The organism is Pedobacter sp. B4419, from assembly GCF_059693725.1.
Genome location: NZ_JCASSL010000002.1, coordinates 1,589,821 through 1,609,214, shown reverse-complemented (window position 1 = coordinate 1,609,214; position 19,394 = coordinate 1,589,821). Strand labels below are relative to the sequence as shown.

Annotated in this window: 22 protein-coding genes; 4 read left to right on the top strand and 18 right to left on the bottom strand. The window is 42.7% G+C overall.

From position 1 onward, the window contains the following. The 3 genes from AC570H_RS18415 to AC570H_RS18405 all read right to left on the bottom strand — a co-directional run bounded on the left by AC570H_RS18415 (position 1) and on the right by AC570H_RS18405 (position 1,567). The gene (locus AC570H_RS18415) at positions 1-609 is read right to left on the bottom strand and encodes a superoxide dismutase (protein ID WP_497357553.1); all 609 of its coding nucleotides are present in this window, start codon (positions 607-609) and stop codon (positions 1-3) included. 82 nt (positions 610-691) lie between these two features. Then, positions 692-1,165, bottom strand: a complete 474-nt coding sequence (locus AC570H_RS18410; protein WP_497357551.1) for a nucleoside deaminase — start codon at positions 1,163-1,165, stop codon at positions 692-694. A 66-nt stretch (positions 1,166-1,231) separates the two neighbouring features. Further along, the gene (locus AC570H_RS18405) at positions 1,232-1,567 is read right to left on the bottom strand and encodes a tRNA-binding protein (RefSeq protein WP_497357549.1); all 336 of its coding nucleotides are present in this window, start codon (positions 1,565-1,567) and stop codon (positions 1,232-1,234) included. A gap of 130 nt (positions 1,568-1,697) precedes the next feature. Here AC570H_RS18405 and AC570H_RS18400 point away from each other — a divergent pair, with 130 nt between their 5' ends. Together AC570H_RS18400 and AC570H_RS18395 are read left to right on the top strand one after the other, a co-directional pair. Continuing rightward, positions 1,698-2,885: a class I SAM-dependent rRNA methyltransferase gene (locus AC570H_RS18400; RefSeq protein WP_497357547.1), complete on the top strand. Its 1,188-nt coding sequence runs from the start codon at positions 1,698-1,700 to the stop codon at positions 2,883-2,885. Positions 2,886-2,913: 28 nt separating this feature from the next. Further along, complete coding sequence (locus AC570H_RS18395) at positions 2,914-3,810, top strand: bestrophin family protein (protein ID WP_497357545.1); 897 nt, start codon at positions 2,914-2,916, stop codon at positions 3,808-3,810. 4 nt (positions 3,811-3,814) lie between these two features. Here AC570H_RS18395 and AC570H_RS18390 read toward each other — a convergent pair whose 3' ends face one another. Together AC570H_RS18390 and AC570H_RS18385 are read right to left on the bottom strand one after the other, a co-directional pair. Beyond that, positions 3,815-4,069: a DUF6814 family protein gene (locus AC570H_RS18390; RefSeq protein ID WP_497357543.1), complete on the bottom strand. Its 255-nt coding sequence runs from the start codon at positions 4,067-4,069 to the stop codon at positions 3,815-3,817. 3 nt (positions 4,070-4,072) lie between these two features. Beyond that, complete coding sequence (locus AC570H_RS18385) at positions 4,073-5,602, bottom strand: MFS transporter (RefSeq protein WP_497357541.1); 1,530 nt, start codon at positions 5,600-5,602, stop codon at positions 4,073-4,075. A 340-nt stretch (positions 5,603-5,942) separates the two neighbouring features. Between AC570H_RS18385 and AC570H_RS18380 the strand changes: the two genes are divergently transcribed. Beyond that, positions 5,943-6,146: a hypothetical protein gene (locus AC570H_RS18380; protein ID WP_497357539.1), complete on the top strand. Its 204-nt coding sequence runs from the start codon at positions 5,943-5,945 to the stop codon at positions 6,144-6,146. 35 nt (positions 6,147-6,181) lie between these two features. Here the strand turns inward: AC570H_RS18380 and AC570H_RS18375 are convergent, their stop codons facing one another. From AC570H_RS18375 to AC570H_RS18345, 7 genes are all read right to left on the bottom strand, one after another. Then, positions 6,182-6,532: a hypothetical protein gene (locus AC570H_RS18375; RefSeq protein WP_497357537.1), complete on the bottom strand. Its 351-nt coding sequence runs from the start codon at positions 6,530-6,532 to the stop codon at positions 6,182-6,184. 326 nt (positions 6,533-6,858) lie between these two features. Further along, complete coding sequence (locus tag AC570H_RS18370) at positions 6,859-7,914, bottom strand: nucleoid-associated protein (RefSeq protein ID WP_497357535.1); 1,056 nt, start codon at positions 7,912-7,914, stop codon at positions 6,859-6,861. 62 nt (positions 7,915-7,976) lie between these two features. Then, the gene (locus AC570H_RS18365; RefSeq protein WP_497357533.1) at positions 7,977-8,873 is read right to left on the bottom strand and encodes an NAD(P)/FAD-dependent oxidoreductase; all 897 of its coding nucleotides are present in this window, start codon (positions 8,871-8,873) and stop codon (positions 7,977-7,979) included. Between the two features lie 383 nt (positions 8,874-9,256). Then, positions 9,257-10,045, bottom strand: coding sequence for a TerC family protein (locus AC570H_RS18360; protein ID WP_497357531.1), 789 nt, complete (start codon positions 10,043-10,045; stop codon positions 9,257-9,259). An 80-nt stretch (positions 10,046-10,125) separates the two neighbouring features. Continuing rightward, a complete protein-coding gene (locus AC570H_RS18355) occupies positions 10,126-11,469 on the bottom strand; it encodes a hypothetical protein (protein WP_497357529.1) in 1,344 nt (447 codons plus the stop codon). 41 nt (positions 11,470-11,510) lie between these two features. After that, positions 11,511-12,041, bottom strand: coding sequence for a hypothetical protein (locus tag AC570H_RS18350; RefSeq protein ID WP_497357527.1), 531 nt, complete (start codon positions 12,039-12,041; stop codon positions 11,511-11,513). After that, positions 12,038-12,589: an RNA polymerase sigma factor gene (locus AC570H_RS18345; RefSeq protein ID WP_497357525.1), complete on the bottom strand. Its 552-nt coding sequence runs from the start codon at positions 12,587-12,589 to the stop codon at positions 12,038-12,040. Before AC570H_RS18345 ends, AC570H_RS18350 begins: the two co-directional genes overlap by 4 nt. Before the next feature lie 148 nt (positions 12,590-12,737). Here AC570H_RS18345 and aspS point away from each other — a divergent pair, with 148 nt between their 5' ends. Then, positions 12,738-14,483, top strand: a complete 1,746-nt coding sequence (gene aspS, locus AC570H_RS18340) for an aspartate--tRNA ligase (protein WP_497357523.1) — start codon at positions 12,738-12,740, stop codon at positions 14,481-14,483. Positions 14,484-14,594: 111 nt separating this feature from the next. Here aspS and AC570H_RS18335 read toward each other — a convergent pair whose 3' ends face one another. The 6 genes from AC570H_RS18335 to AC570H_RS18310 all read right to left on the bottom strand — a co-directional run bounded on the left by AC570H_RS18335 (position 14,595) and on the right by AC570H_RS18310 (position 19,393). After that, complete coding sequence (locus AC570H_RS18335) at positions 14,595-15,038, bottom strand: hypothetical protein (RefSeq protein WP_497357521.1); 444 nt, start codon at positions 15,036-15,038, stop codon at positions 14,595-14,597. After that, positions 15,022-15,402 carry a phage holin family protein gene (locus AC570H_RS18330; RefSeq protein WP_497357519.1) on the bottom strand — a complete coding sequence of 127 codons (381 nt, stop codon included), beginning with the start codon at positions 15,400-15,402 and terminating at the stop codon, positions 15,022-15,024. Before AC570H_RS18330 ends, AC570H_RS18335 begins: the two co-directional genes overlap by 17 nt. A 25-nt stretch (positions 15,403-15,427) precedes the next feature. Next, the gene (locus AC570H_RS18325) at positions 15,428-15,694 is read right to left on the bottom strand and encodes a YtxH domain-containing protein (RefSeq protein ID WP_497357517.1); all 267 of its coding nucleotides are present in this window, start codon (positions 15,692-15,694) and stop codon (positions 15,428-15,430) included. Between the two features lie 79 nt (positions 15,695-15,773). Next, positions 15,774-16,826 carry an AI-2E family transporter gene (locus AC570H_RS18320; protein WP_497357515.1) on the bottom strand — a complete coding sequence of 351 codons (1,053 nt, stop codon included), beginning with the start codon at positions 16,824-16,826 and terminating at the stop codon, positions 15,774-15,776. Positions 16,827-16,916: 90 nt separating this feature from the next. Next, positions 16,917-18,344: a sigma-54-dependent transcriptional regulator gene (locus AC570H_RS18315; RefSeq protein ID WP_497357513.1), complete on the bottom strand. Its 1,428-nt coding sequence runs from the start codon at positions 18,342-18,344 to the stop codon at positions 16,917-16,919. 266 nt (positions 18,345-18,610) lie between these two features. Next, complete coding sequence (locus tag AC570H_RS18310; protein WP_497357511.1) at positions 18,611-19,393, bottom strand: enoyl-CoA hydratase/isomerase family protein; 783 nt, start codon at positions 19,391-19,393, stop codon at positions 18,611-18,613. Position 19,394: the final 1 nt, after the last annotated feature.

Sequence of the window (19,394 nt, the reverse complement as noted above, 5' to 3'; positions counted from 1 at the left end):
TTACAAAGCTTTTTTATAACGTTCTGCAACTGCATCCCAGTTTACTACGTTCCAAATTGCCGCTAAATAATCAGGGCGTTTGTTTTGGTACTTCAAGTAGTAGGCGTGCTCCCAAACATCGATACCGAAAATTGGCGTACCTTTTACCTCTGCATTGTCCATTAAAGGATTGTCTTGGTTAGGCGTTGAAGAAATAATCAGTTTTTTATCGGCACCTACCGATAGCCAAGCCCAACCTGAACCGAAACGGGTAGCACCGGCATCTTGGATTTTGGTTTTGAAATCTGCAAAAGAACCAAAAGCGTCGTTAATTGCCTTAGCTAAATCGCCAGTTGGCTCGCCACCTTTATTTGGGCCTAAAACTGTCCAGAACAAAGTGTGGTTAAAATGGCCACCGCCGTTGTTGCGAACTGCTGGTGGGAATTTTGAAATATTTTTGATGATGTCTTCGATGCTCGAATTTGCCTCAGGCTTACCTTCCAAAGCTTTGTTTAAATTGGTTACATAAGCTTGGTGATGTTTGCCATGGTGGATTTCCATGGTCAATTTATCAATATGTGGTTCTAATGCGTCGGTTGCGTATGCTAACGCAGGTAATTCAAAAGCCATAATGTATATATTTAAGTTTAAAAATTGTTATTGTACAAATATAACAGAGAAAGGTTAAGTTTTATTCAATTGTTTGTCAACTTTATTTGCGTTTATTCTTAAAGAAATTGGTCATCAACTGTCCGCATTCTTCGGCTAAAACGCCACCTTTTAATAACGTTTTGGGGTGCAAAAGGTTTTGCCCAATTCTCGTAAAGCCGCGCTTCTCTTCGCGTGCTCCAAATACAATCCTGCTAATTTGTGTCCAATAACTGGCACCGGCACACATAACGCAGGGTTCTATGGTTACATACAGGGTACAATCCTTTAAATACTTGCCTCCCATGGTTTGGGCCGCAGCCGTAAAAGCCTGCATTTCGGCATGCGCCGTAACATCATTCAGCTGCTCGGTAAGGTTATAGCCCCGACCTATTATTTTTCCATGGCTTACCACAATGGCGCCAATCGGAATCTCTTCGGCTTCGTAGGCTTTTTTGGCTTCGTTAAGCGCTAAACGCATAAAATGCTCATCGGCCTGTTCGGGGTTTTGATTTTCTTCAAAATTATAATAGCTCATTATTGATTGCCGATTTTAGAATTGCAAATTACGATTGTTGAATTAAAACTGATGGTTCAAAATTGTTTATACCAATTTACTGCCATTGGGCACTTTGCTGCTCACGTTGGCCAGCACAATATCACCGTTTTCATCGGCAAAACCGGTTACCAAAAATTCGCTCATAAACTTGCCGATCTGTTTTTTGGGAAAATTGATTACACCCACGATCTGTCGGCCAACCAATTCTTCTTTGGTGTAATGCTTTGTAATTTGGGCACTGCTCATCTTGATGCCGAATTCGCCAAAATCGACCCTTACCTTAAAAGCGGGTTTACGGGCTTCCGGAAAATCAAACGCTTCCAAGATGGTTCCTACCCTTAATTCTACTTTTTCAAAATCATTCCAGGTTATTTCTTCCATAAGCCAAAAGTAAACATTTAAAGGAAAATACTTTCGCCACATAGGCACATAGAATCGGCATAACTACTATCGCTATATGCCTATGTGGTGTAGTCAAAAGTGTTAGCTTCATTTTTATTACCTTTGCAACATGGTTGAAATCAAGTTAAAAAAAGGAAAGGAAAAAGCGGTTTTACAACGTCACCCGTGGGTGTTTTCTGGTGCTTTAGAAAAAGTAAAGGGCGAGCCCAAAAACGGCGATGTAGTAAAAGTGCTCAGTGCGCATAACGAATTTTTGGCTTATGGCTATTTCAACGACCAATCTCGCGTAGCAGTTCGCCTCATTGAGTGGGACGAGAACCAAACCATCGATAAAGCTTGGTACAGTAAAAAAATCAGACAGGCCATTGAAGCGAGGGCGCACCTGCTCCAAAAAAAAGATAGCAACGCCTATCGCCTAATTTTTAGCGAAGCAGATTTCCTACCTGGTTTGATCGTAGATAAATATGCCGATTTTCTTTCGGTCCAGATTTTAAGCACGGGAATAGAAAAGGCCAAAGACGTAATTATCGAATCGCTTTGCGAGGCTTTGAATCCTAAAGGCATTTTCGACCGCAGCGATGCAACCGCCCGTACGCACGAGGGCATTACCGCCGAAAACGGCTTGCTTTGGGGAGAAGCTCCTGCCACTTTTATCGAAGTAAAGGAAAACGGAATCACCTACCATATCAACATTGCCGAAGGGCAGAAATCTGGGTTTTATTGCGACCAGCGCGACAACCGCCAGCTTTTGGCCAGTTATGCCAAAGGAAAAACCGTATTAGACTGCTTTAGCTACAGCGGAGGCTTTAGTTTAAATGCGCTGAAACAAGGTGCAGAAGAGGTAACTAGTGTAGACAGCTCTGCACTGGCCATCGAAACACTTAAGCAAAATATAGCACTAAACCAATTCGATTCGAAAGTCCACACTGCTATCCAGTCTGATGTGAACAAGCAATTGCGCGCATTTAAAGAAGAAGGAAAGAAGTTCGATATCGTTATACTCGACCCACCCAAATACGCCCCTTCTCGCTCTGCCTTAGACCGTGCGGCTAGAGCCTACAAAGACCTGAACCGTTTAGGCCTATTGTTGCTGGAAAGCGGCGGCTTGTTGGCCACTTTTTCTTGTTCTGGCGCAGTTGATATCGAAACCTTTAAACAAATTATTGCCTGGGCAGCACTCGATGCCGGCAAGGAAGTACAGGTAATCAGACAATTTAGCCAGCCAGAAGACCATCCGGTACGCCTTTCTTTTCCTGAGGGCGAATACTTGAAAGGACTATTGCTGAGGGTAGTTTAATTTAAAAAAAATCTGCTTACATTAGGTTATGCTCATTGTAAAAAACATCAGGTTAAGCAGAATCATCAGAAACACATGGCAGGTAGACCTGATCATGATCGTTTCCTGCACGGCTACTTATTTTACCCGCGAATATTTAATCGCGCATCATTTTGTTATACCGGCAATTATCCCTACCGTTTTGGGTACGGCTATTGCGTTTTTTATCGGCTTTAACAACAACCAGGCCTACGATCGTTGGTGGGAAGCACGCAAAATTTGGGGCGGTTTGGTTAACGATTCCAGGTCTTTTGCCCGAAGCCTGCTCAGTTACGTGCCACAGAACAAAGAAAACGATGCCTTGGTTAGGCGGATGATCTTTAGGCACATTGCTTTTCTCTATGCCTTGAAGGCCAATTTGCGTGGTACTACAGACCAAATTTATATCAAATACCTCGACAATGCAGAAAAACTGCAGGTTGACCAACATAAGAATATTCACAACGCCATTTTACTGAATCAGGCCCAAGACCTGCAAAAACTCTACACAAGTCAGCTAGATGGCTTTAAATTTTTAGACATCAACGCTTTGCTGGTGAAGTTCAGCGATGAAATGGGGATGTGCGAACGCATCAAAAACACGGTTTTTCCCACTACTTATAGCTATCTGACCAAGGTATTTATCTGGCTCTTTGTGGTTACTTTTACCCTAGTTATTAGTCAGGATATGGGCTATTGGTCTATCTTTATGGGTTGGCTGGTAGGCTTCGTGTTTGTATCTACCCAGATTAACGGCATGAGCCTTATCGATCCTTTCGAAAACAATTCATCGGGCGTACCCCTTAATCAGATTACCCGAACCATAGAAATCAACCTGCTCCAGATGCTGGGCGAAGAAGATATTCCTGCACCGGTATTGCCTATTAACGATGAATATGTTTTGTAAAGCGCTATTCTAGTTCTTCGGAGCTTTCTGGCAGTTTATCATATTCGCCACTTAAGGCATATTTGCCAAAAATAACCAAGCCTATTGCTATCGGAATAAAGATGAGCAGGATAATGCCCCATTGCAAAGCGGTATTGGTTTTTGCCATTCCGGCTTCGGCTTGGCCGATTTTATCCCAAGCCTGCCAAGCCATCAAACCTACTGCCAAAGGGCCAAGGATCATCCAAAACAACCCTAATATTTTCTTTAATGCTTTCATGGTTTAATCGTTAACGTTTTCGTCTCTTTTGTTTGATAAATAAACAGCGCCTATCACAAAACTCAGTGCTGCAATGCCAATGGGATACCAGAGTCCAGAAAGTGGCGTAGCCCCTGCAAAACTGGCGATCAAAGTGGCAATAAAAGGTACAAGTCCTCCAAAAACACCATTACCCACATGGTAAGGCAGCGACATGGAAGTATACCTGATTTTAGTTGGAAACAACTCCACCAAGAATGCGGCGATAGGTCCATATACCATGGTTACTAAAATGATCTGAAAGAACACCAAGGCTACAAACAGCCAAAATGTACCTGAGGTTAGCGTTTTGTCTTTTGCTATTGCTGGAGCATGGCCGATAGCTTTGCTCGGATCAGCATATACAGTATCAACCTGTAGCTTGTTAAAGGTGCTTCCGTTAAGCAACGTAACCTTGGTGCTCGTATTCACCAGGATATCACCCAGGGTATGCAAAGCGGTTTTGGTTACCACAGGTTCGGCAGTGCTTTTGATTTCGGTTGGTGCCAATTGACTCAGATCGGTCTTATCCAGGAATATTTGATAAATGGGCCGATAAAAGATAATGCCAAGCAACATGCCACAGAGCATGATCCATTTGCGCCCAACCTTATCGCTCCAAGAGCCAAACACCACAAAGAAAGGCGTTGCAAAGGCAATGCCCCAGAGCAAAATATATCGTGAGTCGTTAAAATCAACCTTGCAGGTATTTTCGATAAACGACTGTGCATAAAATTGGCCCGTATACCAGATTACGCCCTGCCCCATGGTAGCGCCAAACAACGCCAGCAACACCATTTTAAAATTGCCCTTTTTGCTAAAGCTTTCCTTCAATGGATTTTTAGAAACCTTGCCTTCCGTTTTGAGTTTGGTAAACATCGGCGATTCGTGCATTTTTAAGCGGATGTAGATCGAAACACCCACCAATAAAATAGACAACAGAAATGGAATACGCCAGCCCCAATCGGCAAAGGCCGTAGCACCGATCAGGTTTTTAGAGAGCACAATAATGCCCAAAGAAAGAAACAGGCCCAGGGTAGCCGTGGTTTGGATCCAGCTGGTAAAAAAACCTCTTTTGCCTTTGGGTGCATGTTCGGCCACATAGGTTGCTGCACCGCCGTATTCGCCACCCAAGGCCAAACCCTGAATTAAGCGCAGGATGAGCACCAAGATTGGCGCAGCATAACCGATGCTCGAATAAGAAGGGATAAGACCGATTAAAAAGGTAGAGCCGCCCATCAGCACCAAAGTAAGCAAGAACGTGTATTTACGGCCAATTAAATCGCCGAGGCGACCAAATACCAAGGCGCCAAAAGGCCTCACAATAAAACCTGCCGCAAAAATCGCCAAAGTATTGATCAGTGCCGAAGCTCCGGCATCTGCCGGAAAAAGCTGTGCACCAATGATGGTGGCTAAGCTTCCGAAAATGTAGAAATCGTACCATTCAATCAGCGTTCCCAAAGAGGAAGCGCCAATTACTTTAAAAATGCTGTTCGGTTTGATTGATGAAGTCATAGCTTTAAAGCTAAGTGTTTGAAAATTAAAACACAATAACATTCTCGAGACAGATACTTCTATTCAAAGCAAACATAAGGAGTCCGTCATTGCGAGAAACGCCAGTGACGAAGCAATCTCTTTAAAAAGATACCGGATCAGGGTCCGACATAACGTTTTTTACGTTTTAGAAAAGCAAAGCCTTATGCCCTTTTGCAATTGCAACCCTGCTTTGCACTGCAAGTCCTCTTCCCGAAACGAGTTCGGGACTGCGGGCTTTCCGTTTCAATCAGGTTTGGGGAACGGCATTTCTTCAGCTAGGCTCCGTTGCACAAGCCTAAGCCAAATAGCCTGAATTGAAGTGGCATCCCTACGCGCCATCGTTGGTGTCCTCACCAACGATTTTATTTTACACCGTAGGCTTGTTGGTGAAGACACCAACAAGGGCGTACCCAGCATGACTAATCTTAATTTAAGAGATACCGGATCAGGGTCCGGCATGACGATCTATTATCCAATGCTTTCGTTGGTGTTCTTCACCAACGATTTGACTAAACATTTATAAAGACTTGTTGGTGTTCCTCACCAACAATAGCCAGGTTAAGATTTATTCAACGGATGCTGCAGGTAAAGGATAACCAGCGACAACAAGAGAAAAGGCAATTCGATGGCTGCTCCCTTGAGGTCTTTATGGCTGAGCTCTAAGGCCATAATGAATAGGATACCTGCCGCAGTAATGAAATTGCCATACACAAATGTTTTGGGAAACAAAACCAGGATGGCGCCAATTACGGTAAAGGCGCCCAGTACCAATACCCCGTTTTTGCCAACATTGAACTTGTTAAACAGCTGCAACATTTCTTGCTTGCCACTGATCATGGCGAAGCCTTGTTTAATGCCCATGTACAAGGCAAAAAGAATTAAGATCGAGTTTAGAATTTTAAGTGCCATAAGTAGTGTTTGATGAATAAGCCTACAGCAATTTAAGAAAATTTATTGTTTTTTGAAGGGGGGCCTGCTGGCTAGGAACACCAAAAAATGCCAGTAAAATTGATCTGGGTTTACTGCACTACGGCCTGTCAATAGCCCTGACTGGAGCGGCATCCTTTTTTGCGCCTTCAGCAAAAAAGATACAGCGTAAGGCGGGACTGCCTTTAATCATGCAGGAACACTGCGCTCCAAAAGAAAATATAGGCTTAGGACACACAGGTCTTCAGCAGCAATGTCCTATCTCATTCTCCTAAACTTGCTGGCAAAGAACACCACCAAGAGCAATGCTACTCTTCGTCTCTAAAATAAACTTTATAATAATTCATCGAACGATCGTCGTCAAAGCCCTTTTCGATGAGCTCTTTGTTGCCATGGATATAGATATGGAAATTCTTGTCGAGTTTTAAGATGCTCTTAAAAGCTTTGGCCTGTTTTTTAACCGCGGCATCAGAAATATCGAAGGTATCGGCAATTGGGGTATCAAACTCCTCTTCGTAGCTTTTCTTGTAGCTTTTAAAGAGATCTATTCCTTCTTTATTGGCAATTACCTCATTGGCAAATTCGTCTATGTCAAAGCTTTCTTTCTCTTTAAAATATTTCATCGAGCGATTGAGCAGATCGATCTTGTCTGTTTTGGTGACTTCAAATTCTTCATCAAGCTTTTCGGTGATGAAATTCTTATATACACCCAATACATTTTGCGTTTGGCTGTAATTATCGTTCCTGACCTTAAGCCTTAAAAATTCGTCCTTCCAATAAACCGCCTCGGCACTGCGGTTGGTTTGGTCAATTACCGCCACCTTAAAGCCTACTTCTTTATCCGTATTGAAAATCAGGCAACCTTTATCCAACTTACTAATGTTGATAGCTTCCTGCTCATAGCTCAAGGCGAAACCGCTTTGCTCTGGATACACTTTAATATAGCTTTCTTTGGTTTCTGATTTGAAAATCCCGATGGCATCGTGCAAATCGCCTTCGATCTGCACATTCTCAAAATAGGCTACATAAAGCTCTCCCGATTTTATTTTGGGGTGGTTGGAAATATCGTACAGGTAGGTAGCCAGCTTTTTGCTGTTTTCATGAAACACATCGCCATTGGCAAATATCTCTGACGCGAAATGGTACACCTCGTTCAAATTCAGGTCATTGTTGGGATGCATGAAATGATAGATCTCGTTCACTTTCTCATAAGGCGATAAAAAATACTGCAGCAAAAGCTGTTTGAGCATTTCGTCCTGAATGTACATCGACTGTTCAGACAGCACATAAAACTCGTCTTGCAATTTGTTGCCAATCCTATGGATAGAAAGTTCGGCCAATGAGGCTTCGAAAAAGGTAATCATACGCTAAGCTTAAAATGTAGGCCTGCAAAAGTAGGCTTTAGCTTTGGCATGCTCAAATCGAATTAAAAATCCTCCTCTATCATTTCCTTGTTGGCAGAGATTCCGGCTTTATTGCCATTGGCTACTGCACCAGAAACTGTACGAAACATTGTAGTGCAATCGCCGGCCGCAAAAACGCCGGGCACCGTGGTTTGCACATCGTTAACTACAATCAGGTTTTGCGGATCGATTTCGCAACCTAACTGCGCTGCAATGGGCGAATGCTGCTCAAGACCTCCACGGCCAAAAATGGCTTTCAGCTCATGTTTAGTTCCATTCTTTAACAAAAGGTATTTTAAAACCCCATCCCAATGCACAATCTCGGCAATTTCTTCGCTTACGATTTGAATTCCCTTTGCTTTAAAACGCTGTGTCTGCTCTTCACTTAAGGTAGAAGGCCCATTGGTAAACAGGGTAAGATTCTTGCTCCAATTAAAAATCATCTTGGCAAATTCAAAGGCCATATCTCCATTGGCAATTACCCCTAAAGGCTGATTGGCTACCTCGTAGCCGTGACAATACGGGCAATGCAACACAGAAATTCCCCAACACTCGGCAAAGCCTTTAATATTAGGAAATATATCCTTTATCCCCATGGTCAGAATCAGTTTTCTGCTGGAAAAGCTTTGCCCATTTGCTGTCGAAACTGTAAATCCTTCGGTTTCTTTTTGGGCGTTAACAACCAATCCTTCGGCAAACATCACCGTAGGATAGGCCAAAACCTGAGCCTTGGCTTCGGCACTGATAATGGCGGGTGTTTCGCCATCGCGTGTTAAAAAATTGTGCGAATGAGGGGTCTGCCTGTTGCATGGCTCACCAGCATCGATCACCAAAACCTGGCGCAACGACCTGCCCAAGGCCATAGCTGCCGAAAGCCCAGCATAGCTGCCTCCAACAATAATTACATCGTATCTGTCCATAATTTTTCTATATGGGCAAAACTATAAAATTAGATGCAACAAAATTGCGTTTAAAGAAAAAAGGAGGTTTGTGTGACTTTTTTGAAGCAGTTGGCACCAGCATAGTCATCCAGAGCGAAGCGAAGGAGCTACGAAAGAAAAACTTCTATAATAGATTCCTCCTTTCGTCGGAATGACAAAAGGTTAAAAAGCAAGCATTGAACTATTTTTTATCGGAATCTTCTTGTTTATCGGTCCCTTCCTCTGGTGTATTGCGCAATTCTACAGGTTTGTGCCAGTATTGTCATCCAGAGCGACGCGAAGGAGCTATGAAGAAATTTCCCAAAGTAGATTTCTTCTCTCGTCGGAATGACAAATAGGTTAAAAAACGCCAAGCATTCAAGCTATTTTTTATCGGCCTCTTCTTGTGGGCTGTTGCGCAGCTTAACGGGTTTCTTGTTCTTTTTCATCTTCAGGTTGAGCATCTCTACCAATACCGAGAAGGCCATGGCAAAGTAGATGTAACCTTTCGGAATGTGTTGGTCTAATCCTTCGGCCAATAGCGATACACCAATGAGCAACAAGAACGAGAGTGCCAACATTTTAACGGTTGGATGCTGGTTTACAAATTTGCTGATAGCCCCGGCCGAAATCATCATAATGATAACCGCAATGACTACTGCAGCAATCATAACCTCCACATGCTCGGCCATCCCTACTGCAGTGATTACTGAATCTAGCGAGAATACAATATCCAACAAAAGGATCTGAAAAATTACGCCGCTAAAAGAATATACCTTGCCCTTTACTTCCTGCTCTTCGGCGCTCTCCAGCTTATCGTGGATTTCGTGCGTACTTTTATAGATCAGGAAAATCCCCCCAACGATCAGGATCAAATCTCTACCCGAAATAGCCAATTTGCCCAGCCATTCTTCGCTGTTTACACCAAACCACTCGCCGATATTAAACAAAGGCGTAGTCAGTTTCATGATCCAAGTAAGCGAAAGCAGCAAAAGCACACGGGTAATCATGGCTAGGCCCAAACCCAGCTGACGGCCTTTTTTCTGTTGGTGCTCAGGCAGTTTGCCCGACAAAATAGAAATGAAAATGATATTGTCTATCCCTAAAACTATTTCTAAAACGGTTAGGGTCAATAGTGAAATCCAGGCTTCTGGACTGCTTAAAAATTCCATGGTTTATCTGATCTTAGGCGAAAATATAAAAAGCCTGCTAATTTTCATTAACAGGCTTCCACTTTATTTGTTTGGTTTATTTATCTAAATGTAACCGAGTTGTACGACGAGCGGACAGTTACCTTCCCTGAACCGCCTTTTCCGATCTGGCCAGTATACTGTTTGGTCTGGTCATCGTCGTCACTTTGTTTGCGTGCCGTAACGTTGCTGCCATACTTAAAGCTATTGTAGCTTACAGATACATCGAAATCGGCCGAGTACCCTGGATCAAAGCCTAAAGCTACGCTGCTATACTGCGCATTAACGTTGATGTTTTTAGCGGCCGCATCGATATTGCCGGCACTTAATGAGCCATACTGGATCTTGGTGCTTAAGTTGCCATTCAGGTTTGAAATCTTTACTGCAGCGTATTGCACATCCAGGTCAAGCGCTCCCGCTGTGCCAATGGTAATGCCGCTGCCGTATTGATGTTTGATCACAGCTGTTCCTTTTACCGTTCCGATATTTACTGCGGTGTATTGCAAATCGAGGTTTAAAGAACCTGCGGTACCAATGGTTAAGCCACTGCCGTACTGGTGTTTGATGATGGCGCTGTTTTTAATGGTAGTGATATTTGCCGATGTATATTGTGCATCCAAATCAAGCGTTCCTACAGAAGCGATGGTTAAACCACCCCCATATTGATGCCTGATGCGGGCCTGATTCACGTCTTGCAACGTACATTTGCCGTACTGAATAGAAACATAATTGTTTGCATTGCTCAAGTTGCCCGCAGTAAGGTTGCCATATTGCACTTTAAGCGATGTTGGTCCCGAAAAGCTATCCATTACGATATTTCCGTATTCTTGCGATGCGGTTAAGGCATTGGCCGAAGGCATGTAAACCGTATAATACACTTTTACTTCCCTGCGCCATTTTTTGCCGTTTCTGTTGCCATTGCCCCAGTTGCCATTTTTATCGCCGATACTCGTTTTGAATGATACCAGGTCTCCACTTTTAGAAGCATTGATATTGGTATTGTCTAATAATCGCTGCGCTTCGTCTTCGGTATTGGCGTAGGCTTTAATGTCTACATCTACCTTCACCTCGTTTTTGTCCCAGGTTTTGATGGTCATACCACCAAATTGGTTGTTCAAATTCACTTTATCGCCACGGTCTACGCTAAAAGATTTAGAAAAGGTCTTGGCTCTCATCGGATCATCCGAATCCTGGCTATTGCTAGAAAAGCTAACCGAAGTTGCATTGGTTGTACTTATCGAATACGTTTTTGAAGAGCTGTTTTTGGCAATTGCGGTAGGTGCTACCGGCGCCACTGGTGCTGTTGGACTTGTTGCCACTACCTCTCCGGTTTGTAGTGCATTAACTTGTGTAGCGAGCAACAGCAAGCCCGACACACCTAGCGCTAAATTTTTCATTTTCTTCATGATTGATTTGTTTTAATAGGAAGCTATCCAAAGGATTTGCCTCATATCGAATTCTCCTTTTTATATTGACTGACTTGGTTTATAATTCCTAATTGCTGACTGAGCAATTGCGATTGGATTTCAAGGTTTTTCATCATGGCCCTTACCACAGCCTCGCGGTTGGGACTGTTCTGCAGCTCTATTTTTAAGGCATCGTAATCCCTACTCAACTTGCCCATATCCTCGGTAAACTTGCCATACAGCTCAGGGTTATCTTTGGCATACACTTGTAAGCTATCCCTTTTCTCTTCGATCAGGCTGGTTAAATGCACCTGCTTGTTTTTGAAGGATGGATTAACATCGGCGATCTCTACACCGGTATTTGCTCTTTTATAGCTGGCCGTAAAATAAATGCCTACGCTAATCATCAGCATGGCGGCGATGCTTAGCCAAGAATATAGCTTTACCGACTTTTTTGGCTGCTCTTTTTTGTCTAACTCTGTGGCTATACGGTCCCATAATTTATCTGATGGGCCTTTTACTTCGAATTCCTTCTTGTTCGCCTTTACAAACTCCTCTAATTTATTATTCATCTTGCTACTCCTTTCATTTCTAATAAACTATTCAACTTTCTCTTGGCTCTCATGTACTGTGAGCGTGATGTATTTTCTGTTATTTTCAATATATGTGCAATTTCTTCGTGGTCGTAACCTTCAAACAAGTACAGCGTTAGCACCACCCTGTATCCATCGGGCAATTCGGCAACCGCAGCCTTAATGGCTTCTACCTTTAAAGCGTTATCTTCCGGATCTGGGGCTGTTTCTTCGGCCACATCAACATCGTCTATGCTCACAAACTCGGCCTTGCGCTTGCGCAGGTAATTGATGGCCCGATTAATTACAATCTGTTTGAGCCATAGGCCAAATGTTGTTTCCTGTCTAAAATCTGCTATGCGGTTAAAAGCATCCAAGAATGCTTCCTGCAGCACATCTTCGGCTTCGGCATCATCGTTTACAATCCGCAAGGCTACGTTATACATAGCACTAGCATATAATTTGTAAAGCTCAAATTGCGCTTTCCGGCTTCCCGCCCGGCATTCGTTTACCAGCGAGACGTGTTTGTCTATGTATACAGTTTCCAATTTTATACGGCGTTCATGTTAAAAGACAATATGTTTTTAAAAACGTTGCATCAAGGTAGAAAAAAAAATTTCTACCTACATAATCTGCCAAGGTTTCGGAAACCTTAATCGGATTGTGTATTTTTGCGGCTCAAAATTTTATTTAAAGATGTTAAGAACAACTACTTGCGGCGCTTTAACGTTGCAAAATCTAGGCGAAAACGTTACACTTTGTGGCTGGATGCAAAATTCGAGAGACTTGGGCGGAATGACTTTTATAGACATTCGCGACCGTTATGGTATTACTCAATTGGTTTTTAACATGAATGATAATGCCGATTTATGCCAAGCTGCACGTAACCTGGGCCGTGAATTTGTAATTCAGGTTAGTGGTGTAGTGGTAGAACGTTCAAACAAAAACAAGGAAATTCCAACCGGCGATATCGAAATCAAGGTGGGCAGCCTCGAAATACTGAACAAAGCCAAATTGCCTCCTTTCCTAATTGAGGATAAAACCGATGGTGGCGATGACCTGCGCATGAAATACCGCTATTTGGATTTGCGCCGCAACCCGATCAGAAACAACATGATCTTGCGCCACAAAATGGCACAGGCTACCCGTCGTTACCTGGATGGATTGGATTTTATTGAAGTAGAAACGCCTGTTCTGATCAAATCGACACCAGAAGGCGCAAGGGATTTTGTTGTGCCTAGCCGCATGAACGCAGGCGAATTTTATGCCTTGCCTCAATCGCCACAAACTTTTAAGCAATTATTGATGGTTTCGGGCTTTGACCGTTACTTCCAGATTGTAAAATGCTTTAGGGATGAGGATTTGCGTGCCGACAGACAGCCTGAATTTACCCAAATAGACTGCGAGATGTCTTTTATCGAGCAAGAAGACATTTTAAATACTTTCGAAGGCCTGATCCGCACCTTGTTTAAAGAAGTACGTGACTACGATTTGCCAACAGTACCTCGCATGCAATATGCTGATGCGATGCGCTACTATGGTTCTGATAAGCCTGATACCCGCTTTGAGATGAAATTCATCGAAATGAATGAGGTAGTAAAAGGCAAAGATTTTGCCGTTTTTGACAATGCAGAACTGGTAATTGCCATTAACGCCAAAGGCTGTGCACATTATACGCGCAAGCAGTTGGATGAGCTTACCGATTTCATCAAGCGTCCGCAGATTGGTGCTACAGGTTTAATTTACCTGCGCCATAATGAAGATGGTTCGTTAAAATCGTCTGTAGATAAGTTTTATAACGAAGAAGAGCTACAAAAATGGTCGGCAACTTGCCAAACAGAGCCTGGAGATTTGGTTTTGGTGATGGCCGGCGCAACTGATAAGGTACGTAAGCAATTAAGCGAGCTCCGTTTAGAGATGGGCACCCGTTTAGGCCTACGCAATAAAGATACTTTTGCAGCGCTTTGGGTACTTGATTTTCCTTTGTTGGAGTGGGATGAAGAAACCGAACGTTACCATGCCATGCACCATCCGTTTACTTCGCCTAAGCCAGAAGATATTGCTTTGCTAGACACTGCGCCAGGCGATGTAAGAGCCAATGCCTATGATATGGTGGTTAACGGGACAGAAATTGGTGGTGGTTCTATCCGGATCCACGATCGTGCCTTACAGGCTTTAATGTTTAAGCATTTGGGCTTTAGTCCAGAAGAGGCACAAAAACAATTTGGTTTCTTAATGGATGCCTTTGAATTTGGCGCTCCTCCGCATGGCGGCATTGCTTTCGGTTTCGACAGGCTTTGCTCTATTTTTGCCGGTTTAGATAGCATTCGCGATGTGATTGCCTTCCCTAAAAACAATTCAGGAAGAGACATTATGATTGACAGCCCTAGCACCATCGACGAAAAGCAACTGAAAGAACTGAAAATTAAATCTGATTTATAGATTTCGTCAAGCCGGATCAGATCCGGCATCTTTCCTGAGCGAGAGCTCAATCAAGTTCGGAACGATAGAGAGAGAAACAAAAAAGGAAACCATTGTGGTTTCCTTTTTTGTTTAATAAGTTTCGCTATCTGGCGGAATGCCGTAATCTACAAAGGCCAGCTCACTGTCTTTATCTTTTTTCTTTTTGGCGAAGAGTGATTTCACCATTCCAAAAATTCCCGAAATGCTTTCGGCATCTAAAGATTTACCTACTTTGCCCGATACCAACGCCGCTAAAGCTTTGGTAATAAGTCCTGAACCTTTAAAAAAGGTGCTGTTCATCAGCATCGGCAGCACAATAGACATGACCTTGCTACTGATGTTGGTCTTTTCGTCGAATTTAAGGAAACCGCTTGGGGTTGCGTATTTTTTAATCAGGTTGCCAATAGAAAACTGGGCAACATACGCTTTCGAATCATGCTTCAGCATTTGTCCCCGCTGCTTATAGTCGGACTTTAGGCGTTTGATTTCGCCTTGCAGGTCTTCTAAGGTCCGTATGTTATTTGCTCTCTTCATCGTCGTCTTTATCGGCTACTTTATCGAAATATCTTTTGATAAACAAGTTGATCAAATGTTTCTCGATGTATTTATCCTTGGTTAAATAAACAATAATAGACAGGAACAAATAAATTCCTGCAACACAGCCAAAACCAGCTGCATAGCCCCCTAAAACGGTTGATAAGTAGAGCGCCAATGTAAACGAAGCAAACAGAAACGCCAGCACAAAACAGATAATTACCGCAGCACTCGTAATCAAGTCTGCGAATATTTTAGATCCTTTTTCTACTGCCGAAAGCTTGGTATACTCGATACGAGTATCGATGTATTCCTTGGCATCTAAAAAGATATCTTCTATGCCTTTTTCCTTGTTTTCTTCCATTACCTATTCGTATTGTTTATATCGCTCAAACGTTTTCTACTTCCGAAGAATACTCGTCTTCAACATCTCTCAGCTTGCTTTTGATAGAGTTGACTACTTTATCCTTAAGCGAGCTCAGGTTATTGATTTCGTCGGCGGCTTTTTCTTTGATCGAATCGCCAAAATCTTTTAAAGACTGTCCTAGTTTATCGCGGGTTTCGCTTCCTTTTTCTGGGGCAAACAATAAACCTAATGCTGCTCCTGCAGCCAAACCGGCTAATAGCGCTACAACTACTTTTGAATTATCGCTCATGATTTTAAAATTTTATGTTTAACAATTTGTTTGTTCAAATATAGCAGACGTGATATTATCGTATTGTTAAAACTCGTTTTTATAACCCCTCATGCTCTTGAATTGTTTTAATTCTTTCCAATCTTTCTGAAGCCAGCGAGCTGGTTTCGTAAATTTTGATGAGCAAAATAAAGTACGATAACAATAGCGGTCCAAATACCAGTCCCAATATACCAAATAAAGGAATACCAATAACCACGCCAATTACCGTAATTATAGGGTGAATATTTCCAACTTTTTTCGCAATCATGAAGCGAAGCACGTTATCGATGTTGATAATGACCACAAAACCAAAGATCAGCATGGCCCAGGCGGCAAAATTATTTCCATTGGCCATTTGCAGCAATGCCGCTGGCACAAATATTACCGGAGGCCCCAATACCGGCACAAAGGAGATAAACGTGGTCACTACGCCCCAGAACAAGGGGTCTTTATAACCTAGCACATAGAATGACAAACTGACAAGCGAGCCCTGCACCAAACAGATAAAGCCCTGCCCTACCACATTGGCGTAAGTTGTATTGCGCATTTCTTCGGCAAAGCGCTGAGCATTCTGCTCCCTAAAAGGCGCATATTTGATCAAGGCATTTTCAAAAACCTCTCGCTCTACCAACATAAAATAAAGGATAAAATACATGAGCAGCAAGCCCAACACTGTATTAAAAATCCCTGAAATAAGCGAAGGAAAAAGCCCCGTGGCCCATGCACCTGCCTTTTTGAGGCCATCTTCGATAATCACCTGCACATTTTCCTCAACAGGCAACAGGTGTTTTACCTTAAAAAGGATGTTCTTAAAATAGATCTCGTCATTTCTCAGCTCTGTAATTTTTTCGATCACCATACTGCTGAGGGCATAAAAAGGCAACACCAGTACCACCAACGACAGAAAGAGCAACAAAATGGCAGTAAAACTTTTATTCCAGCCACGTACTTCGGCCAAATAGATATAGCCTGGACGCAAAATGGTATAGAGTACCAGGGCACTCAGCAAAGAACTAAAAATTCCGAGCAGAGAATAGGCAATTAAACAGCCCAGTGCAATAATAATGACCAGGTTAATGTTATTGCGCTGTTTGTAGTTAAATAGGGACATAGAGCTTAGCGGTTAACATCAATAATAGCAAAAGCCCTTAAAATGTTTTAGGATCTTAAAAAATTAACCGTCCCAGGTCAACCATTCGGGCTAATTGCCCAAATCGATGGCCTTCATTTTATTGTAAAGCGTTTTACGATCGATATTTAAAAGCTTGGCAGCCTTGGTTTTGTTAAAATTCACTTCGCGCAGCACATTTAAAATGGTTTCGTACTCGGCCTCGAGCGCTGCGTTTTTTAAATCGCGAGGCCTGTTGCTGCCTGCCGAACGCACAATGCTGTTTTCTACTGCGTTTTCAATGGCCGTTGCCTTGGCATAGGTAGAAATTTCTAAAGGTAATGCCTTCAATTGGATTTCGTCGGTCTCGGTAAGCAAGGTTGCCCTTCTTACTACGTTCTTGAGCTCACGAACGTTTCCAGGCCAGTTATAGGTAAGGATACATTCTTCTACCTCTTCAGAAAAGCGCTGTACATTTCTGTTGAGCTCTGCATTGGCCTGAGCCAAAAAAGTATTGGCAAATACCATAATATCGTTGCCACGCAAGTGCAATGGCGGCAGATGAATAGAAAATTCATTGAACCTATGGTACAAATCTTCCCTAAATCTTCCCTTTTGGATAGCGTCGCCCAAGTTTTCGTTGGTCGCCACAATAATCCTTACATCAAGGTCGAGCTCTTTGGTACTGCCAATGCGTTTGATTTTGCGCTCTTGTACTGTTCTCAGCAAGGCCGCCTGGATATCGTAAGAAAGATTGCCCACTTCATCTAAAAACAAGGTACCGCCGTTTGCCATTTCAAAGTGGCCGATTTTGGTATAAAGTGCTCCGGTAAACGATCCTTTCTCGTGACCAAAAAACTCGCTTCCAGCCAGTTCTTTCGTTAACGAACCGCAGTCCATTGCAATAAAGGGCTTATCTTTTCGCGGACTGTTCATATGGATGGTTTTGGCAACCGATTCTTTACCTGTACCACTTTCTCCGGTTAGAATTACGCTATACGAAGTTGGCGCAACCAACATGATCTGCCTCATCAAATCCTTTGAAGCAGAGCCCTGGCCCACCACAAACTCTCCGGTTTCTGCCTGAGCCTGTTTGTTGGTACTTTTATCTTTTTTGTTTCCATTGGCAGCAAAATCATTTGCACTTGCATTGAGCGCAATCTGCGTTTCTATTGCCTTGTTAATGGTATTGAGGATCTCGTCTGGGTAAAGTGGCTTGGTAATATAATCGTAGGCTCCTAACTTGATCAGCTCTACGGCAAGCTTGATATCAGAATAGCCCGTAATGATAATTACTCCTGTAGTTGGGTATTTCTCCTTGATTTTGATCAGCATCTCCTTACCGTCGGTATCTTCCAAACGGTAATCACATAATACGAGGTCAAAGCTATGTTTAGAAAGGTAATCCATTGCCGAAGTGCCACTGGTCGCCGTCTCCACGCTAAATGAATTCCTAGTTAAGAATTTAGATAGCAAAAGACCTATATTTACCTCATCGTCAACTATTAATATTTTTTTCATATAAACTTTTTGCCAGTCAAATAATAGCTAAATATAGCTAAAAAATTACTTTGGGAAATATTTTCTACACTTTTTTTCAACTTTTTTTGATAATTAAAATATGCTGAAAATTATTGTCGTTTAGATTAAACGACATTTCTTTTTGGTTAAGGAACATATACTTTTTCTGCTTCTAAACCAAGAACATGCCTAGCTAAGCCAAAGCTGATGAAAAAACAAAGCCCGTCAACTGATTTGCTAACGGGCCGATTATTCTTTTTAAAAGCTTACTTTCCGCTGAAAACCGCTTTTCTTTTTTCTAAAAATGCGCTTACGCCCTCTTTAAAATCGGCGGTGCCAAAGCATTTGCTAAACTCCTCTATTTCTACCTCAAAGCCATTTATTGTTTTATTACCCGAAGCATTGATCGCCTTAATGGCGCTGGCTACGGCTAAAGGGGCTCTTAGTTTTATTTTAGCCAAGATCTCTTCGGCTTTTGCAATGAGCGATGCCTGCGGAACCACTTCGTTTACCAATCCGATCTGAGCTGCTTTTTCGGCAGTAATCATGTCGGCCGTGGTGATCATTTCTATCGCCCTGCCTTTGCCTACCAATTGGGTTAGGCGTTGCGTACCTCCATAACCTGGAATAAGGCCTAAGGTTACTTCTGGAAGGCCAAGCTTTGCATTTTCGCTGGCGATACGGATATGGCAGGCCATGGCCAACTCCAATCCACCGCCCAAGGCAAAACCATTAATGGCTGCCACAACGGGTTTCGGACAGTTTTCTATGGCATTAAATACATTATCGTGCCCTTTTTTGGCTAATTCCTTTCCTTCGACGAGGTTATAGTTCTGGAATTCTGAGATATCAGCCCCTGCTACAAAAGCTTTTTCGCCAGCCCCTGTTAACAAAATGCCACGTACTTCACTGTTTGTGGTGGCGTTCGCAATTACATCGGCCAGTTCTGCCAAGACCTCTTTATTGAGGGCATTGAGTTTTTGCTCACGGTTAATGGTGATGTATAAGATATTTTCCTTGATTTCGGTTAAGAGTTGCTGATAGGCCATA

What these genes read in the sequence shown, in the direction of transcription:
- AC570H_RS18415 (WP_497357553.1), bottom strand. Translation starts at nt 609, where the DNA reads ATGGCTTTTGAATTACCTGCGTTAGCATACGCAACCGACGCATTAGAA.
- AC570H_RS18410 (WP_497357551.1), bottom strand. Translation starts at nt 1,165, where the DNA reads ATGAGCTATTATAATTTTGAAGAAAATCAAAACCCCGAACAGGCCGAT.
- AC570H_RS18405 (WP_497357549.1), bottom strand. Translation starts at nt 1,567, where the DNA reads ATGGAAGAAATAACCTGGAATGATTTTGAAAAAGTAGAATTAAGGGTA.
- AC570H_RS18400 (WP_497357547.1), top strand. Translation starts at nt 1,698, where the DNA reads ATGGTTGAAATCAAGTTAAAAAAAGGAAAGGAAAAAGCGGTTTTACAA.
- AC570H_RS18395 (WP_497357545.1), top strand. Translation starts at nt 2,914, where the DNA reads ATGCTCATTGTAAAAAACATCAGGTTAAGCAGAATCATCAGAAACACA.
- AC570H_RS18390 (WP_497357543.1), bottom strand. Translation starts at nt 4,069, where the DNA reads ATGAAAGCATTAAAGAAAATATTAGGGTTGTTTTGGATGATCCTTGGC.
- AC570H_RS18385 (WP_497357541.1), bottom strand. Translation starts at nt 5,602, where the DNA reads ATGACTTCATCAATCAAACCGAACAGCATTTTTAAAGTAATTGGCGCT.
- AC570H_RS18375 (WP_497357537.1), bottom strand. Translation starts at nt 6,532, where the DNA reads ATGGCACTTAAAATTCTAAACTCGATCTTAATTCTTTTTGCCTTGTAC.
- AC570H_RS18370 (WP_497357535.1), bottom strand. Translation starts at nt 7,914, where the DNA reads ATGATTACCTTTTTCGAAGCCTCATTGGCCGAACTTTCTATCCATAGG.
- AC570H_RS18365 (WP_497357533.1), bottom strand. Translation starts at nt 8,873, where the DNA reads ATGGACAGATACGATGTAATTATTGTTGGAGGCAGCTATGCTGGGCTT.
- AC570H_RS18360 (WP_497357531.1), bottom strand. Translation starts at nt 10,045, where the DNA reads ATGGAATTTTTAAGCAGTCCAGAAGCCTGGATTTCACTATTGACCCTA.
- AC570H_RS18355 (WP_497357529.1), bottom strand. Translation starts at nt 11,469, where the DNA reads ATGAAGAAAATGAAAAATTTAGCGCTAGGTGTGTCGGGCTTGCTGTTG.
- AC570H_RS18350 (WP_497357527.1), bottom strand. Translation starts at nt 12,041, where the DNA reads ATGAATAATAAATTAGAGGAGTTTGTAAAGGCGAACAAGAAGGAATTC.
- aspS (WP_497357523.1), top strand. Translation starts at nt 12,738, where the DNA reads ATGTTAAGAACAACTACTTGCGGCGCTTTAACGTTGCAAAATCTAGGC.
- AC570H_RS18335 (WP_497357521.1), bottom strand. Translation starts at nt 15,038, where the DNA reads ATGAAGAGAGCAAATAACATACGGACCTTAGAAGACCTGCAAGGCGAA.
- AC570H_RS18330 (WP_497357519.1), bottom strand. Translation starts at nt 15,402, where the DNA reads ATGGAAGAAAACAAGGAAAAAGGCATAGAAGATATCTTTTTAGATGCC.
- AC570H_RS18325 (WP_497357517.1), bottom strand. Translation starts at nt 15,694, where the DNA reads ATGAGCGATAATTCAAAAGTAGTTGTAGCGCTATTAGCCGGTTTGGCT.
- AC570H_RS18320 (WP_497357515.1), bottom strand. Translation starts at nt 16,826, where the DNA reads ATGTCCCTATTTAACTACAAACAGCGCAATAACATTAACCTGGTCATT.
- AC570H_RS18315 (WP_497357513.1), bottom strand. Translation starts at nt 18,344, where the DNA reads ATGAAAAAAATATTAATAGTTGACGATGAGGTAAATATAGGTCTTTTG.
- AC570H_RS18310 (WP_497357511.1), bottom strand. Translation starts at nt 19,393, where the DNA reads ATGGCCTATCAGCAACTCTTAACCGAAATCAAGGAAAATATCTTATAC.